Origin of the sequence: Nostoc sp. DedSLP03 (genome assembly GCF_034530815.1) — a bacterium.
Lineage (GTDB): Bacteria > Cyanobacteriota > Cyanobacteriia > Cyanobacteriales > Nostocaceae > Nostoc.
On the sequence record NZ_JAVRCK010000040.1, the window covers coordinates 20693 to 38301 of the forward strand.

Genomic DNA, 17609 nt, shown 5'->3' on the forward strand with positions numbered 1-17609 from the left:
TTCAAAGGTGGATGAACGAGTATCTGAGGTGGATTCATCCAGTTCAAAGGTGGATGAACGAGTATCTGAGGTGGATTCATCCAGTTCAAAGGTGGATAAACGGAGTTCTGAGGTGGATTCATCCGGTTCAAAGGTGGATGAACGGAGTTCTAACTCTCCCCTGCTCCCCTGCTCCTCCACTCCCCACTCATACAATCCCACGCGCGGAATCGGTTGAGGTGATGGGGGATTATATGCAGTTAATAAGCAACTATCGGAGATGAATTGTAGAGCATTAACGAAATTTTCCACGCCGCCTTCGCTAAAATACTGCCATACCTGGTTAACAATACCCAAGGGCACGGTAGACTGGGAGATCAAATCGGGATCGAAAGCGTCATCCCCTGGCATTACAATGAGGGTTCTACCATTACGTTGCACAATTTCTTGCACTACTTCTAAGCCATAACCCCAGTAAGAACGTCCTCCTAATAAGCGCAAAATAATTACTTGGGCAAGTTCCAAAACTTGCTCGCCATAAGTATCTATGCTTAATTGTTGCTGCAACTGCAACAGGTTGGCGACTCTTAATGCCGGAAAGCTTGTAGGTAATTTTGTCACCGCAGCTGCCAAGGTTTGAATGTCAGTATCAGCAGCCGTGATCAAGACGAAAGGGGCGGGAGTTTGTTCTAAAAAAATTATACCTTCTGACTGATTCCATCCACCCGATGTGCTACTTATACGATGCATAATCCTGTGTTACCGTTTTAAGTTATTGGTTAGTACATAATCAAAACAAACTTTTTTCCCTGGATTGTGTCCTCTCTTACCAAAATGATTGAAAATGCTTAGTTCTCCTGATTTGAGCTTTTCTCGAACCTTGCCTATTGTTGTATTTAATCAGCTTGGGGAGTTGTTAGAACAAATGGCTCAAACGGTGGGAAGTGCCGTTTTGATACTGACAGAAGCTACGCTGGCGCGGATTTACATACCTGTGGAGTGGCAAAGGCAAAGGTTTACATTAGTGGTTTCTGAGCAATTTAGCGTCCTTTTGGTAGGAACCTTTGAGCAAGGAAGCAGGGAAACAGAGGGGCAAGGAATTTACTCAGAAATCAATGCACAGTTGACGTTTAATTTGGAGGCGATCGCTTCTTTTGTCTACGAGTTGAGAAACTTGTTTGAGTGCGATTCTTATACTCACCAAAATCTCGAACGTTATCAGCAAATTATTAAACCCAATGATGCCACGCTCCAAAGTCAATTTACGCTGTTGTTATTAGAATATCTCCTAACTCAGCCAAACCAAGAAATAATAGCATCTCCCAGCCCAATTGGGCCAGCAGTTTATATCTGTCAGCCAGTGGAAGATGCTTTAAAAAAACAAATTTCCCAAGAGCGGTTGTTAAATCATGTAACAACACAGATCCGTAAAAGCCTGGATTTGCCGGTCATTATGGCAACGGCAATTACACAGGTGCGTGAATTTCTAGAATTAGACAGATTAGTAATTTATAAATTTGCAGCTTCTCAAGTAAATACTCAACCATACCTGTCTGATACTATTCCCTTCAATGAAACGGCACTGACAACAGACATGGAAGAATCGGTTAGTGAATCTGCCGAAATCTATTTTTATCTACAAGAAAACAACAATCGACACTCGCGTTTTATATCAACAAATAATCAATCTTTACTAGGAGACTGCCAAAAGTATGGAGGTTATATTGTCTATGAAGCTCGTGCTACAGATGCGATTACATCGGTGTTGAATTACACGGAAAAAAATTGCTTTATCCGAACCTCTCAGTGTTGGGAGAAGTATCAGCAAGGTTTTACCTTAGCTGTGGATGATGTCGAAAAAACTTATGTCCTAGAAGAATGTTTGTTGAATTTTTTAAGAGAATGCCAAGTTAGGGCTAAGTTCGCTGCACCGATAATGTTTGAGGAGAAACTGTGGGGATTGCTGATTGCTCATCAGTGCGATCGCCCATACCAGTGGAATGATAGCGAAAAAAGCTTGCTGGTTGCGATCGCAGAACAATTAGCGATCGCTATTCACCAAGCTGAGTTAATGCAAACTCTCACCCAAGAAAAACAAAATCTCGAACAACGAGTTATTGAGCGGACAATGGCTCTGCGTGATGCTCTCCTCGCCGCCGAAGCTGCTAGTCGGATTAGAAGTGAGTTTCTCGCTACAATCAGTCATGAATTGCTCACGCCTTTAACTTATGTGATTGGGATGTCTTCGACGTTATTACGCTGGCCTTTGGGTGAATTGAGCCAACGACAACGCGGTTATCTGCAAACCATCCACGACAGTGGAGAACATTTATTAGAAATGATTAATGACATCCTCGATTTATCGCAAATTGAGGCTGGTAAGACAGCTTTAAATATTTCGGAATTTTCTTTAGTAAATGTTGCCGAAAATGCTGTAAATTCGCTGCAAAAAAAAGCGGCGAGTGAACAAATTAATCTCATACTTGATTTGCAAATCGATCCCAAGTGCGATCGCTTTATCGGCGATGCCAAACGAGTAGAACAAATCCTCTGGAATCTGTTAACTAATGCGATTAAATTTACCCCTGAAACTGGCAGTGTTACTTTACGTCTTTGGGTGGAAGATAATACCGCTATTTTTCAAGTAGAAGATACCGGAATTGGCATTCCTGAAGAACAATTACCATTACTGTTTGAGAAATTTCAGCAACTCGATACACCTTATCGCCGCCGCTACGAAGGCACTGGGTTGGGATTGGCTTTAACTAAACAACTCGTGGAACTTCATCGAGGTCGAATTGAAGTAGAATCAACTGTAAGTATCGGCTCAATTTTTACTGTATGGATACCAACCCAGGCAATGAGAGTGGGGAGTTAGAAATTAGGAGTTTGGGTTTGGAGTTTGGAGTGTAGGAGTTAGGAGTTAAGAGTTTTACTCTCCAATGCTACAAGGTTTAGGATTAGGGGTTAGGTCTGTATTAGACTCAACTGCAAACCGATATATTAGCTTAATCAAAGTAGTTAATTTTGGCGTTTACGAAAATATTAGTGTTTTGAATATGTTTTCCTAGAACGCTTATTCTGATTTTAAAACTGCTAGGAGAATTCGCATTAGTTCTTCTAAATCTTCTGGAACTCTATAACTATTAATTGCTAATTCAAAATATTTGTTGGCTCTATCTAATCTAGCAAACTGCCATATCTTACCTGTAGTTACAGAACCGATCAAAATAGGTTGCTCTGTAATTGCAGGAGATTCTTCCCACTGATCTAGCGCTATCATTTCGGCAACTAATTGAGTGAATCCTCTAGTTAAATCCTCATACTTAGCTTCAACTACTAACAATTGATTTGTTTGATAAGTTCTAATTAGATAATCTAAATTTCCCTGAAGTAGATTAGAAACTTTGATGCCAAATTCAATTCTAATCTGAACATTTGTATAATGAATTAACTCTAAAACTACCTTAGATATTATTACTTCTCTTCTTGCCAACTCCGTAGTTAAAGGTACATAAGGCAGTACTTCAGTAATTCTATCTCTTAGTTCAGCTAACCTATCTAATTCTCCTTGATATAGTGGTAACATTAAATTAACTAAGACTAACTTATACCCGAAATAATCAGCTAAGTCTTCTGAATAATAACCATTTTCAAAATACTTACTAAAGGTATAATTTTGATTAGGATCTAACTTCACTTGATACACCTCTACTTTCTAAAAACTCTATCTGCTTGCAGTCACACAAGAGAGTTAAGCTTGCGTAGCTGACGTGGATATGAGTTGATGCAGACCCAATACTGCTCGGTTAAAGGGAAAAGGGTAAGGGGCAAAGGAGTAGAAGGCTCGATATATAAGATTTTTTTGAACATGAGTCCCTTTCCCCCAAAACCCGATAAGTATTGGATGCAGACCTTGGACATTGCTCCCGCGATGTCTACGATGGGCTACTACGCCTACGCTTAAATTCATACTTTAATTATGCAATGTCAATTTTTTATTTTGAGGCTAGACTAATTAGCATTTTTTCAAAAATTTTCAACACATACTCCTCTCCATTGTCTCTAATAAAGATGCCAAAATTGGGGTGAGAGTTGATTTCAATTAACCAATATTGATTATCTCGATCTAATACGATATCAAACCCACCATAATCAAGGTCTAACTCTTCAAAAACTGGTTGAGCAAAATTAGCAATCTCTGATAGTATTTGTGGATGGTTAATATACTTGGCTTTCGCACCATCCCAGTGTAGAGGACTGAGATTACCAGCAAATTTCGCATCAGTTATATCTTTTTCATAGAGCAAAACCAATTCTTTATTTAAGAAAACCGCTCTATATTCAGATTTTATCTGAATATATTCTTGAGCAAGAGCGACGTAATCATACTTATGATTAATAGTAAAAATTTCTTTTAAAGCAGTTTCAATTTCATCTGGATTCTTACACAAAAAGACATTATGTCCGCTTGCACCAGAGTTTCTTTTAATAATTACTGGTGTTTCAAAATTTTCTGTTATCTCTAATACGATATCTTGAATATTTGGAAATTTTAAGTAAATCTGATATTTGGTGTCACAAAAAGGGGAAAGAAAACCTACTGTCCGAGGAAGTTTAACTTTTTTATTTAAAACATGATAAGTATATTCTTTGTCTTTTAGCAGATGTGCTACTGCTTGATTAAGTAAGGGAGTGCTATAGTTACAAAAATAATGCTGTTTACTATTCAATTTAATTTTGATTAAGTTTTCCGAAGGATGAAGAATTTCATAGCTGATATTTAAATTTCCACAAGCTTTCAGCAATAGCGAAACATTGTCTAACATAAATACTTAAAGTTCAACTCCAAATTACGAATTACGTTAGCGACGCAGGAGCGTTATTACGAATTACGAATTACGAATTATTTTAACTTGCTGTTTGCCGTTTAAAAATTACTATCTCAGTACCAACAACCGGGTTACGAGCTATCAGCGTATTTTGGGAATCGATAATTTCTAAATGAGTAAAATCAAGTTCTTGAGAGCGTTGTAATATCTCCGCAGCTAGTTTGTCTTGCTGAGATTCATTGAGAGTGTACCAATCATTACTAATTTTTACAGTCAAGTTACTGGTACGGAAGTTGGCTTGAATTGACTTTATCAGACCAGAGGCAACGCGATCGCTAATTTCAGCTACCTGATTTTCAATAGCCGCAATCAAAGCTTGTTCAGGTGTCAATTCTATGATGGGTGTCGGCGTTGGCGTGGGTGTTGGGATTGGCGTTGGCGTAGGAATTGGTTCTGGTTCTGGTTCTGGTTCCGGTTCCGGTGTTGGTGGCGTAATTTGTACTTCTGGCGGCGTAATTTCCTCTGTTGGCTGTGGTTCTGGTACGACTGATTCCGGTGGAGTAGTTATCGTTGGTGTTGGTGTTGGTATAGGAACCTCTTCAACTGGGGGAACAGTTGCTATTTCCGTAGGTTTCCCACTAAAGATAGTCGTAGTTGTCCAAACGAGAATTACAGCAATTCCAGTCACAATTCCCGTCAAAGCTGTATCTGATAGCTTTGTTGACAGATTTGATGGTAAAAACAAGCGGATTGTCCTTAATAGTCCACCCCATCGCAACTGAAGTTGCTGAAAAAAACCTGGTTTTTCCTGAGTACCAGGTGGGGGTGCTTTCTCCAGTTTTTCCACCGTTACTTCTAGAACCCCAATCGTTCCTTGGAGAAGTTGGATAATTTTAGCCTTCCAAAATGGCTGAACTCTCTGGTAAGGTTTTTGGGGAGGTTGAGTTACTTGCTCATCCGTCGGTTTTGACTGATTGTCTTGTGACATGGAACTTTCACCAAAAGCAGCGAATCAAAGACAAACAACGTACATTATTACTGGTGCTGCCTTCTTTTGCATTAATGTATCACTTCATTGCTCAAAGTTTTCCGCTAAACTGACTATTTATTAAATTTGGTGACTTATGAAACTGAAACGCCGTCAATTTTTATTTTTAAGTAGTGCCAGCGCCATTGGTACAGGATTTTTAGCCTGGATGTTTACTCATCAAAATTATCAAAGTGCTGATATTAGCGATTCAACAACAGCTATAGCCGCCAACCCAGCCAAAAAAGACTTGTTATTACGTTTTGTGTCTGTAGCAGATACAGGAACTGGCGCGAAAGGACAGTATGCTGTGGCTGGAGCAATGAATGCGTATCACAAGAAAAATCCTTATGATTTAGTCGTCTTAGCTGGAGACAACATTTACAATAACGGCGAAATTGAAAAAATTAATGCAGTTTTTGAGCGTCCTTATCAAGGTTTGCTCAAGCAAGGTGTGAAATTTCATGCTTGTTTAGGTAATCACGATATTCGTACTGCCAATGGCGATCTACAAGTCAAGTATGCTGGCTTTAATATGAAGGGACGTTACTATACATTTCGCCGGGGAACGGTGCAGTTTTTTGCTTTAGATACTAACAGTAATGCTGATTGGAAAAACCAGCTAAGTTGGTTAGAAAAAAAATTAAGTCTTAGTAATGCTCCTTGGAAAGTAGTGTTTGGTCATCATCCAATTTATTCATCGGGTCAGTATGGGAATAATCCAGATTTTATTAAAACTTTTACTCCCCTATTTAAAAAATACGGCGTTCAACTTTACATCAATGGTCACGAGCATAATTATGAGCGCACTCGTGCTATTGATGGTACAACTTACTTAATTTGTGGTGCGGGTGCTGGTAATCGTCCTGTAGGGCGTTCTGAGTGGACAGGATATTCTACCAGTGATTTAAGTTTTGCTTCTTATGAAGTGTATAAAGATAGAATAGAAATAAGTGCGATCGCTACTAATAATCGCATTTTTGATAAAGGGATTATTCAATTAAAATCAGCTTAGTTATTATATGACTCAGCAAGAACTTCCTTCTGCACTCAGCAATATTTTAGAATCATCTCAAACCCCAGATACTCTATTTTCTGAACTGTTGGCAGCAGTAGGGGATTTTTTACAATCTGATAGATGTTTTCTATGCCTACATAATCCACAAAATAACCTTACTAGAGTTGCCTTTTGTTGGATTCGCACTCCAGATGTACCTACCGTCTACAATGAAGACTGGGAAGCGCTGCCCCCATCTTTAGTAGATGAAGATCCGATGTTTGCTGCTGCGCTACGTGCTGAACCTTCAATCTTTGTCGAAGATGTAGAAACTGCTGAACCTCAAGTCTTAAATCGGGAGTATGAAAAGAAGAATTTTGGACATCGCGCCCTGATTCATGCCCATATCCGCCAGGATGGACAACTTTGGGGAATTTTACAACCCTGCATTTTTGGTCATCCCAGAATTTGGACTGAATATGAACGAGGAGTGATTAATAATCTTGTCGAAAAAATCACACCTATTGCAGTTGATTATGTCAAATCTGCTTTTGATTAGCTGTTTTATTTTCCGATTTGTTAGCCTTAGTAAATTACGTTCAGCGTTGTTAAAACTATGAAAGTCAAGCGCTTGAAAATGCAATCTTTCCGTGGAATCGGCGATTTGACGCTTGATTTCCATGAGGCTGAACCAACTGTGCTTATTGGTAATAACGGTGTGGGAAAATCAAGTATTCTTGATTGTCTAGCTGTTCTTTTGTCACAGTTTACAGGAAGACTCGCACAAAATGATGTAATTGTTGGATCTACAAATACCACAGCAAGTATACAAACAGGACAATTAAATATTGGTGAGATCCACGGTCATGTTAATTTAAACATTGGCCATAACCGCGAAGCAATATGGTCGGGGGAACGGGACTTAAAAATACGTGATTTTAGCGATCAGGATCTCTATAACGGATATAAAGAAACATTCAACGAGATTACAACTTTACTTAACTCTCAAAAAGTTAATTGGTTTATTAGTAAGGTTCAGAAAGGAAAAAACACAGTTACAAGAAGTGATTTTGAAAAGTTAGAAACAGCTATTAATGAAATACGCCATTTATTAGAATCTAATTCTGAGACCAGCTTGCCTCTGGTGGTTTATTATCCGGTTAATCGTGCAGTTATTGATATTGCCTTAGAGATACAAGATGAGCATTCGTTTGAACAGATAGATGCTTATGACCAGGCACTCAATGGAGTACAAATCAGCTTTAATAGCTTCTTTCAATGGTTTAAAGTATTAGAGGATTTGGAAAACGAAGAAAGGCGAGATATCCCTGAATATCGAAATCACCAACTTGAATCTGTGAGGAAAGCAATTTATTCACTACTTTCAGGATTTTCTAATTTACGAGTTCGTCGTTCTCCTCTGCGAATGACTGTAAAAAAACAAGGTCAAGAACTAATCATTAATCAGTTATCTGATGGGGAGAAATGCTTGCTGGCAATGGTGGGAGATTTAGCAAGACGATTAGCGATCGCCAACCCTAGTTTACCAGATCCACTCCAAGGTAGTGGTGTTGTTTTAATTGACGAAATCGAACTCCACCTACATCCAAAATGGCAACGGGAAATCATTCCAGCTTTAACAAGAACATTCCCTAATTGTCAATTTATTGTCACCACCCATTCGCCTCAAGTAATAAGCCAAGTCAAGCCGGAAGGAATTTTTATTTTAGAAAAAACAGACGAAGGTGTTGTTGCTAAAAGACCAGAAAGTTCCTTTGGAAGAGACAGCAATCGGATCTTAGAAGACCTCATGGGTGTCCCAGCACGTCCACAAGAAATTAAAGATCGTCTACATGAGTTATTTAGGCTCATTGATGAAGGAAATCTTGATGGTGCTAGGCAATTATCTCAGGAAATTGCTGATATTATTGGACAAGATGAACCAGAATTAGTAAAAGCAAGTGTATCTATTCGACGCAAAGAGATTTTGAAGCGGTGAAATATATCAAAAAAGGTACGGAGCCAGAAAGTTTTGCCGTTTGGAAAAATCTAGCAAATGAGGATTGGCAACCAAGTTGGGAAAATTTTAGTAAACCACAAAAAACTGATGTACATAATTCATTGTTGCAAGAGCAAGGTTTTATTTGCTGTTACTGTGGAAGACGGATTAATATTGACAATAGCCATCTTGAACATTTAAAACCAAGAACAACTTATCCTCAATTAGCGCTAGAATATACAAATATATTAGCATCATGCCAAAAAGATACAGTACCCAAAGAACCTCTGCATTGTGGAAAGCAGAAAGATAAATGGCATGATGAACATCTCTTTGTTTCGCCTCTAGATATTAACTGTGCAGAGTTTTTTAGGTACACTGATGATGGTCAGATTTTGGCGACAAATAATTTAGAAAAGCAATTACCTGCTGAAATAACAATTGATAAACTTGGACTCAATATTGACAAGCTGAAAGATTTACGTGCAAAAGCTCTTGAGCCAATATTGGAAATTATCAACACAATTACAGAAGAAGATAGACAAGACTTGATTTTAGGCTTCAGTGAAACTGATTCCCAAGGATACTACGAAGAGTTTTGTACTGCGATTATCTATTTACTAAAAAATTAGTTTTAATTACAATCAAATATGTGCGTAGGTGTAGCCCGTCCTAGACATCACTCACGTCTACTTTATACTAAATAATATCAGCATAATATCGGCATAATTATTCACCACAAACTTATGATTCTTGAGGCTGTGATGCTTCTTATTAAACCTGGTCTAGAATCCGATTTTGAAGCTGCTTTCAAAAAAGCTTCTAAAATTATTTCTTCAATGGACGGATATTTATCCCATGAATTGCATAAATGTATAGAAGTCCAAGGTAAATATTTATTACTTATCAGATGGAAAACTTTAGAATCTCATACTGTAGGATTTAGAAGTTCTGTTGAGTATCAAGAGTGGAAAAAACTTTTGCATCATTTTTATGAGCCATTTCCCACTGTTGAACACTTTGAAGAAATTGAAATATAAAAAACAATAAGCTACAAAAACTCATCCTTTGATAAGTTCAGAAGAAGCTAAAGTTAATACAACCTAAGCTTAATTTATAAATGTTGGTGTTTTAGTCACAAATAACTCGTTTTTAGATAAGTAAAACTAAAGTTGGATTTAATGAATTTAAGGATTAATTATAAAAAGTCCAAAAAGGATAAGTAAAATAGGGGCTTTAGTTAACAAAACTTCTTCCTAACTTATTAATGAACAAGTTGTAGTTAGTTCGGCACGTTCTGGAGTTACAAATGAACAAGTTTTAGTTACTACAGCTTGTTCTGGAGCTATAAATGCTCCTTCTGTAGTTGACACAGCTTGTTCTATAGCAACGCATCATCAAAACATAGTCTATTTGATCGTTTATATACCTCTTAAGCTAATGCGCTTATATATTGCACAAACTCCGTATAGATCGTCATTAGTCATTAGTCCAGAAGTGTTTCTAAGAACAAAGGACTTTTGACAAAGGACAACCTTCATAAGTTAATGTGCAATTTTCTTTGCGTAACAGCTTACTCTACTCGTTGCAACTGCGCTACTCTGGGGTCAATAATTTTTTGTCCTAAGCTAGCAAATTTAATAGCTACAGACATCTTATTACCCGTTCCGAAAACATGGGTGATTTCACCAAGACCAAAAGTTTTGTGTAATACTCGATCGCCTACTTGCCAATTCTGCTTCGTGTCTTGCTTTCTATTCGGAGTAGAGGCACTTTTGGTATAACTTTGGCGACTTAGACGTTGAGTAGTTAATAATTCTTCTGGCAATTCGTCGAGAAATTGCGATCGCACCGCAGGTTCGCGAGAACCATACAAACGGCGTTCCCGCGCGTGTGATAAATACAACCTTTCTTGGGCGCGAGTAATCCCTACATAACACAAGCGGCGTTCTTCTTCCAAAGATGCGGGATCGCTGAGGGAACGAAAGCCGGGAAATAGCCCTTGTTCTAATCCCACCAAAAATACTACGGGAAATTCCAAACCTTTGGAAGCGTGCAAAGTCATCAAAGAAACGGCTGTCTGGCCTTCTTTTAAGTTATCCAAATCGGAACTGAGGGCGGCACTATTGAGAAAGTCTCGCAGGGAAATTTCTTCGTTTTCTTCTTGAAATTGCAGTGCAGCGTTATAAAGTTCCTGAACGTTTTGTACCCGATCTGTGGCTTCATCTGTGCCTTGATTCATCAAGTCTTGAACGTAACCAGAATCTTCTAATATTCCTTGCAAAACCTCTGTCACTGGAAGCGTAGCAACTTGTCCTTGCCAACGGCTAATCATTGCAGCAAAATTATTTACAGCTTTTGCCGCCCGTCCAGCTAATGTATTAACTGATGTTTCATCGCTAAGTATTTCCCACAAAGTTGTCCCTAGTTGCCCAGAGGCGTTTACCAAAGCGTCAATAGTGGTTTTGCCAATTCCCCGCCGGGGAGTATTAATAACTCGTAATAAACTGACTGTATCAGCTGGGTTAGCGATCGCTCTTAAATAAGCAACTACATCTTTAATTTCTTTGCGATCGTAAAATCTCATTCCCCCCACAACTGTGTAAGGAATTTGATATTTCACTAACAATTCTTCAAAGGGACGAGATTGGGCATTTGTCCGATAAAGTATGGCAAAACTACCCCAGTTTAACTCTGGATTTTGGTTTTTTAAAGTGCTAATTTGATTAATTACAAATGCCGCTTCTGCAAGTTCTTCATCGGCTTTGTGATAAGTAATTTGTTCGCCCGACCCCCGCGTTGCTTTCAAGACTTTATCAATCCGTTGGGTGTTATTTTCAATCAGTTCATTAGCCGCTTGCAGAATATTTTCACAAGAACGATAGTTTTCTTCTAGCTTAACCATCGTCCGGGTGTCATCATCTACCAAACCATCGCCAAAGTCTTCCTGAAATCCTAGCAAGATGGTGAAATCTGCCATCCGAAAGCTATAAATTGATTGGTCTGCATCACCGACAACAAAAACTGAGCGATTTTCCCATTCCCATTCGCTCTTTTTGGTTTCGCCATTAGTAACTAATAAATTAATCAGTTGATACTGAGTGCGGTTAGTATCTTGGTATTCATCTACGAGGATATGACGAAACTTGCGATGCCAGTAACCCAATACTTGCTCGTTTTGTTGAAATAATCTTGTAGGTACAAGAATCAGATCGTCAAAGTCAAGAGCGTTGTTTTGTGCTAATTTATCTTGATATAAATTGTAAACTTGGGCAATTACTCGTCCGCGATAATTAGGTTGATCTCGCTCAAATTCTTGGGGTGATAAACCTTGGTTCTTAGCGTTACTAATAGCGTAACGAACAGAACGGGCATCAAACTTTTTATCATCTAAATTTAGCTCTTTATTAACGATTTCTTTGATTAGACTGATTACATCTGATTCATCAAAAATAGAAAAATTGCGATTCCACTTGCGTCCTTTTTCGTCTACGTATTTTTCAATATCAAAGCGGAGAATGCGAGAAAATAGACTGTGGAAAGTGCCACACCACAAATCTTTGATCGTCTCTTTGTAAACTTGCGATCGCAGTTGCGTTTGTTGGTATTCTGTCAACAAATCCAATCGCTGGCCGTGTTGTTTCATCGCCAGTTGTTCCGCAAACAGCCGTTGAATCCGTTCTTTCATCTCCCGCGCGGCTTTATTCGTAAAAGTAACCGCCAGGATATTTTCTGGGTCGACACGGTGTTTCAGAATTAGATTTGCAATGCGATAAGTCAGCGCTCGTGTTTTACCGGAACCTGCGCCAGCAACAACTAGCAACGGGCCGCAGTAGTGTTCGACAGCTTGACGTTGGCTGGGGTTAAGGTGACTGAGAAAGTCGATGGTTGTTGTCATAGATGTGAAAAAGCGATGTCTCCGACGGTCACTGAGCGCAGCCGAAGTGCGGGCTACGCCTACGCCTGGGGTCACATCAATAGAAAGTCGCTATTGCCCAGATTACAACATCCTAACGAAACTTGGTCAACAAAGATTGTTAGGTATCATCTTTATCGGATTTATGCCAAAAATCCGCGAAACATAGACCAAAACATTGTCGGGGCAATTCATAATTCCCATGACAATACGTTAATTTTTCTACGTAGAAAACTTAGCCACTAGTTATTCCGGCGCGTTGTGTCGTAAAATCAGCCACGGGGAATCAAACATCAAAACATCGCGAGCAAGCTCTAACTTGTTCTGTTGTCAACAGTAGGGGCAATTAAATTAATAAATTGCCCCAATACGTTTTCGTGGGGACATAACAATGTTTCCTAGACCGTGGTTTATTTGCTTGAAAAACACTGTAATACCTAACTGAAAGTATAGTCACCAATAAGACTATTCACTCTTTGAGTACCCGATTGACATTAGGTAACAATACCAGATACATCATCATTGAACCGTTAAATTTTTAAAGATGAAAAATTTCTTGAATTGCAGGTTTACCAAGTATAAAGAGGGGTGGATATGGATTTTAGCTTAATTGTATCCAACATTTTGAATCCGCCAATTCTGTTTTTCTTTTTAGGCATGACTGCTATTTTTGTCAAGTCTGATTTAGAAATTCCCCCACCAGTACCCAAACTGCTTTCGTTGTATTTGCTGTTTGCAATTGGTTTTAAAGGAGGGGTAGAACTAATCAAAAGCGGACTGAATCAGGAAGTAATTCTAACACTCCTGGCAGCAATGTTGATGGCTTGTGTTGTTCCAATTTACACCTTTTTTATCCTGAAGTGGAAACTGGATACTTACGATGCTGCGGCGATCGCAGCAACCTACGGTTCTATCAGTGCCGTCACTTTCATCACTGCCGGCGCTTTTCTCACTGAGCTTGGTATTCAGTATGATGGTTACATGGTAGCAGCTCTGGCCCTGATGGAATCTCCGGCGATCATTGTAGGTCTGATCTTGGTAAGTATATTCACCGCCGATGAAAAGCGAGAATTTGCTTGGTCGGAAGTTTTGCAAGAAGCATTTCTTAATAGTTCAGTTTTTCTACTAGTCGGTAGCCTCTTAATCGGCGTCTTGACAGGAGAACGTGGTTGGCACGTATTAGAACCCTTTACTCAAGGATTATTTTATGGCATTCTCACCTTCTTTTTACTAGATATGGGATTAGTGGCTGCCAGAAGAATTAAAGACTTGCAAAAAACCGGAGTTTTCCTGATTTTATTTGCCATACTAATTCCAATACTCAATGCAGGCATTGGATTAGCGATCGCCAAATTCATCGGTATGCCTCGCGGAGATTCGCTGTTGTTCGCTGTATTGTGTGCCAGTGCTTCTTACATCGCTGTCCCTGCGGCTATGCGGATGACTGTTCCCGAAGCAAATCCCAGCCTGTATGTTTCAACCGCTTTAGCAGTGACATTCCCGTTCAATATTATTGTGGGAATTCCGTTATATCTCTACGGAATTAACCTATTTTGGAGGTAATAATATGCACGTAGTTAAAAAGATAGAAATTATCGCTAACTCCTTTGAGCTTGCCAAAATTTTAGATAATTTAGACAAGTCGGGTGTACATAACCATGCCGTAATCCGAAATGTTGTTGGTAAAGGATTACGAGGAACGACAGAAGATTTAGACATGACCATGCTTGATAATGTTTACATCCTCGCGTTTTGTATGCCAGAACAACTCAAGCGTGTTGTCGAAAATATCAAACCAGTCCTTAATAAGTTCGGAGGTACTTGTTACGTTTCCGATGTAATGGAGATTCGCTCTGTCAGATGTGTTGCGTCGATGTAAGTAGGTTGGCGTAAATATTTGTAGTTGGGATAAGGCAGAAAGCAGTTCTTGCTAAAGGCAGGAGGGAAGAGGGTTGTAAACTAGTTAATTTTTCTTCATATAGTTTGATTTTTTCCCGCCGACTTACTAAGAGAGTGATAAATTCAATGAAGCATTTCATAGAACGTCGTGAGTTTTTGAAGTTAGGAATGACCGGGGCGTTTGGGATGATGCTATCTGCCAGCGATTTACTTTGGCGGGTAGAACAGGCTAAAGCTGCCGAAATTCCCTCAATTTCCCCTGAATCTCTCAGTCCCGATGCAGCATTGCAAAAGCTGATTGACGGAAATCAGCGCTTTGTCGCTCATCATCCTCAATACCCCGATCAATCTGAGCTGCGGCTGCACGAAGTTGCTCAAGCTCAACATCCATTTGCAACTATTCTTAGTTGTGCGGATTCACGAGTACCCGCAGAAATTGTTTTCGATCAAGGTATTGGAGACATTTTTGATGTTCGGATTGCCGGAAATATTGCCACACATGAAGCGATCGGCAGTATTGAATATGCAGTTGTCTTATTAGGTTCTCCACTGCTGATGGTGATGGGTCATGAGCGTTGTGGCGCAGTAACCGCAGCTGTCCAAAACGAATCGTTACTTGGTGATATTAGTACTTTTGTGAAGGCAATTAAGCCAGCAGTGGAAAAGGTCAAGGATCAGTCGGGTGACGCAGTTGAAAACGCTGTGGTGGCAAATGTGCAATATCAAATTGAACGATTGAAGCGCTCAAAGCTTTTAACTGAGCAAGTGGAGTCAGGCAAATTGAAAATTGTCGGAGGACGTTACGACTTGGATACAGGGAGGGTGAGTATCATTACTTAATTCAGGGGATGAGGGAGCAGGGGGGCAGGGGAGCAGCACTTCGGCTACGCTCAGTGACCAAGGAGCAGGGGAGCAGGGGGAGAATAACTCCTAACTCAGCACTCATTACTTATTACTCAGCACTCCTAACGCCCAATGCCCCATTCAATCCTGCACAGTCATTGGCAGACGAATAGTGAAAGTAGAACCAATTCCTGGCTGACTTTTGACAATAATTTCACCACCCATCATCTGACAAAAGTGGCGGCTAATTGCCAAACCCAGTCCCGTACCTCCATACTTTTTCGTCGTTGAAGTATCACCTTGGGTAAAAGGTTGAAATAACTGCTGCTGTTGGCGGTTAGACATACCGATACCGGTGTCGGTAACAGTGAAAATAATGCTGCCCAAAGGAGCCTCCGGTCGGAATTTATCCTTTTCTCTGTTGACTGTCAACGTCACCTTGCCGTTTGTAGTGAATTTACTGGCGTTGCTGAGTAAGTTTAACAATACCTGCCGCATCCTAGTTTGATCGGCGTACATTGTGCCAAGTTGCTCATCAAAATTTACTTCTAAAACATTGGCATTTTTTTCTATAGCTGGTTTGACTGTGAGAACAACGTTATGAATTAGCGTTGCAATCTCGAATGTCTCAGGATACAAGGTCATTTTCCCTGCTTCAATTTTTGACAAGTCGAGGATTTCGTTAATCAAGTGCAGTAGATGCTTACCAGCAGCGTTAATTGTTTCTAAGTCGGTGATAAAGTCTGGCGATAAACCAAGATCCGTAGCGTCGTCTTCTAGTAGTTGGCTTAAGCCAATAACAGCATTTAACGGTGTGCGTAATTCGTGGCTGACATTGGCCAAAAATATGCTTTTTGCTTTGCTAGCAGCTTCGGCTAATTCTTTGGCTTGTTGTAGTTCTTTTGTTCGCTCAGATACGCGCTCAATCAGACGATTTAGAGATTTGGCGAGTAGGCCAATTTCATCTTCAGTGGTAACAGGTGCTCGCAAATCAAAATTATGTTTCCTGGCAACTTGTTCAGCTACTTGGGTTACAGTGATCACTGGTTCAGCGATCGCTCGACTAGTACGCCAAGCTACAATGGCTGCGATCGCTACCGAAACCAGCATACTCACGATCACGATCAATCGCTCAACTATTCTCGCCTGCTCAACGGCATTTTGCCTTTCTTGCTCTTGATCTTGGGCTGTTTGCAGGATGTTAGTCAAGCTTTGAGAAAGCTGGTCTAGCTGCATGGCTGTTTCACCACGCATTATTGTTAATAACTGCGATCGGGCCGAAGAAATCTTCTGAGGCTGCACTTTTGAAGAGTCAATTTTCTGTAAGACGACCTCGATTTGGTCAACGTAGGATTTTAAATTAGTCTTATAATCCAGCAATAAGGTCTGCAAAGTCGAACTTGTTGCTGCTAGTCTTTTAGGTTTACTATCGAGAAATCCGCCAATTTTTGACTCTAGTTGCTTGGCTTTTTCAACATTCTTCAGAAAATCAGCTTTTTTGCTTTGCAGTTGTTGTGAATTTTCTAATACAGCAACTAGGTTATAACTATGTAATTGCGCCCCTACTACTGCATCTTTATAATTACTCAGTAGTTGTCCTTGTTCATAAGCTTGATTGAATTGTCTAACTTCCCTTCCTCGGTAGTAATTAGCAATCACTAACCCAGTCAGTGAGCCAAAAAAGCCAATTCCAATAGCTACAAAGTATCCATAACCAATTTTTTGATGGATACGCCAAGAACTAGCTTTGAGTTTCCCTCGTGAAGGAAATTCTATAGTTGGGAATTCGTCTGTCGATGGCTCTTCGGCTGACACTTTTTTGCTTTCTGAACTGCTGTAGATAGGGGTTGGCTTTTGAGTCGGCATTTCTCAAACCTCCTTGCCTTCCCGCAAAAATAATCAAATTAGTCTAGATTGTCAAAATACCTTAATTAGTCATTAACATCTACATTATCTTCTTTTATCGCAAGAGCAAATCATTGCTTGCTAGATAATAGTACCACCTTAACTTATATAAGTAAATTTTCCAACTATCAACCTAAGTATAATTACTGTTTTAAGATAACTTACTTTTTTTAGGATCGACGATATAGTTTCCTCCACCAAAGACCAACCTG

The 17609-nt window shown here is 39.6% G+C and carries 15 protein-coding genes and 1 pseudogene; 10 read left to right on the forward strand and 6 right to left on the reverse strand.

Going from position 1 to position 17609, the window contains the following annotated elements; all coding sequences use genetic code 11:
• A pseudogene (locus tag RM368_RS19715) lies at positions 1–729 on the reverse strand (cobaltochelatase subunit CobN); the annotation flags it as partial.
• 94 nt (positions 730–823) lie between these two features.
• Here RM368_RS19715 and RM368_RS19720 point away from each other — a divergent pair.
• On the forward strand, positions 824–2857 hold the full coding sequence (locus RM368_RS19720) for a GAF domain-containing sensor histidine kinase (protein WP_322695616.1): 2034 nt from the start codon (positions 824–826) through the stop codon (positions 2855–2857).
• A 198-nt stretch (positions 2858–3055) separates the two neighbouring features.
• On the opposite strand, the gene RM368_RS19725 is transcribed toward RM368_RS19720, so the two are convergent.
• From RM368_RS19725 to RM368_RS19735, 3 genes are all read right to left on the reverse strand, one after another.
• Complete coding sequence (locus tag RM368_RS19725) at positions 3056–3679, reverse strand: hypothetical protein (protein ID WP_322695617.1); 624 nt, start codon at positions 3677–3679, stop codon at positions 3056–3058.
• 298 nt (positions 3680–3977) lie between these two features.
• Positions 3978–4808, reverse strand: a complete 831-nt coding sequence (locus RM368_RS19730; RefSeq protein ID WP_322695618.1) for an ATP-grasp domain-containing protein — start codon at positions 4806–4808, stop codon at positions 3978–3980.
• A gap of 82 nt (positions 4809–4890) precedes the next feature.
• Complete coding sequence (locus tag RM368_RS19735; protein ID WP_322695619.1) at positions 4891–5799, reverse strand: hypothetical protein; 909 nt, start codon at positions 5797–5799, stop codon at positions 4891–4893.
• A gap of 136 nt (positions 5800–5935) precedes the next feature.
• Between RM368_RS19735 and RM368_RS19740 the strand changes: the two genes are divergently transcribed.
• From RM368_RS19740 to RM368_RS19760, 5 genes are all read left to right on the forward strand, one after another.
• The gene (locus RM368_RS19740) at positions 5936–6853 is read left to right on the forward strand and encodes a metallophosphoesterase family protein (RefSeq protein ID WP_322695620.1); all 918 of its coding nucleotides are present in this window, start codon (positions 5936–5938) and stop codon (positions 6851–6853) included.
• Between the two features lie 7 nt (positions 6854–6860).
• Entirely contained in the window at positions 6861–7394 is a 534-nt protein-coding gene (locus tag RM368_RS19745) for a GAF domain-containing protein (protein WP_322695621.1), read from the forward strand.
• Between the two features lie 57 nt (positions 7395–7451).
• Positions 7452–8834 carry an AAA family ATPase gene (locus tag RM368_RS19750; RefSeq protein WP_322695622.1) on the forward strand — a complete coding sequence of 461 codons (1383 nt, stop codon included), beginning with the start codon at positions 7452–7454 and terminating at the stop codon, positions 8832–8834.
• Positions 8831–9466, forward strand: a complete 636-nt coding sequence (locus RM368_RS19755) for a retron system putative HNH endonuclease (protein WP_322695623.1) — start codon at positions 8831–8833, stop codon at positions 9464–9466. Before RM368_RS19750 ends, RM368_RS19755 begins: the two co-directional genes overlap by 4 nt.
• A gap of 114 nt (positions 9467–9580) precedes the next feature.
• Positions 9581–9874 (forward strand): antibiotic biosynthesis monooxygenase, encoded by a 294-nt coding sequence (locus RM368_RS19760; protein WP_322695624.1) that lies wholly within the window; start codon positions 9581–9583, stop codon positions 9872–9874.
• A gap of 533 nt (positions 9875–10407) precedes the next feature.
• Here the strand turns inward: RM368_RS19760 and pcrA are convergent.
• Positions 10408–12732, reverse strand: a complete 2325-nt coding sequence (gene pcrA, locus RM368_RS19765; RefSeq protein WP_322695625.1) for a DNA helicase PcrA — start codon at positions 12730–12732, stop codon at positions 10408–10410.
• On the opposite strand from pcrA, the gene RM368_RS19770 reads away from it, so the two are divergent.
• The 4 genes from RM368_RS19770 to RM368_RS19785 all read left to right on the forward strand — a co-directional run bounded on the left by RM368_RS19770 (position 12719) and on the right by RM368_RS19785 (position 15489).
• Positions 12719–12919, forward strand: a complete 201-nt coding sequence (locus tag RM368_RS19770; RefSeq protein ID WP_322695626.1) for a hypothetical protein — start codon at positions 12719–12721, stop codon at positions 12917–12919. The genes pcrA and RM368_RS19770 overlap by 14 nt on opposite strands.
• A gap of 425 nt (positions 12920–13344) precedes the next feature.
• The gene (locus RM368_RS19775; protein ID WP_322695627.1) at positions 13345–14313 is read left to right on the forward strand and encodes a sodium-dependent bicarbonate transport family permease; all 969 of its coding nucleotides are present in this window, start codon (positions 13345–13347) and stop codon (positions 14311–14313) included.
• A 4-nt stretch (positions 14314–14317) separates the two neighbouring features.
• Positions 14318–14629 (forward strand): P-II family nitrogen regulator, encoded by a 312-nt coding sequence (locus RM368_RS19780; protein ID WP_322695628.1) that lies wholly within the window; start codon positions 14318–14320, stop codon positions 14627–14629.
• Between the two features lie 146 nt (positions 14630–14775).
• Positions 14776–15489: a carbonic anhydrase gene (locus RM368_RS19785; RefSeq protein WP_322695629.1), complete on the forward strand. Its 714-nt coding sequence runs from the start codon at positions 14776–14778 to the stop codon at positions 15487–15489.
• A gap of 144 nt (positions 15490–15633) precedes the next feature.
• Here RM368_RS19785 and RM368_RS19790 read toward each other — a convergent pair whose 3' ends face one another.
• A complete protein-coding gene (locus tag RM368_RS19790; protein WP_322695630.1) occupies positions 15634–17358 on the reverse strand; it encodes a sensor histidine kinase in 1725 nt (574 codons plus the stop codon).
• Positions 17359–17609 lie beyond the last annotated feature (251 nt).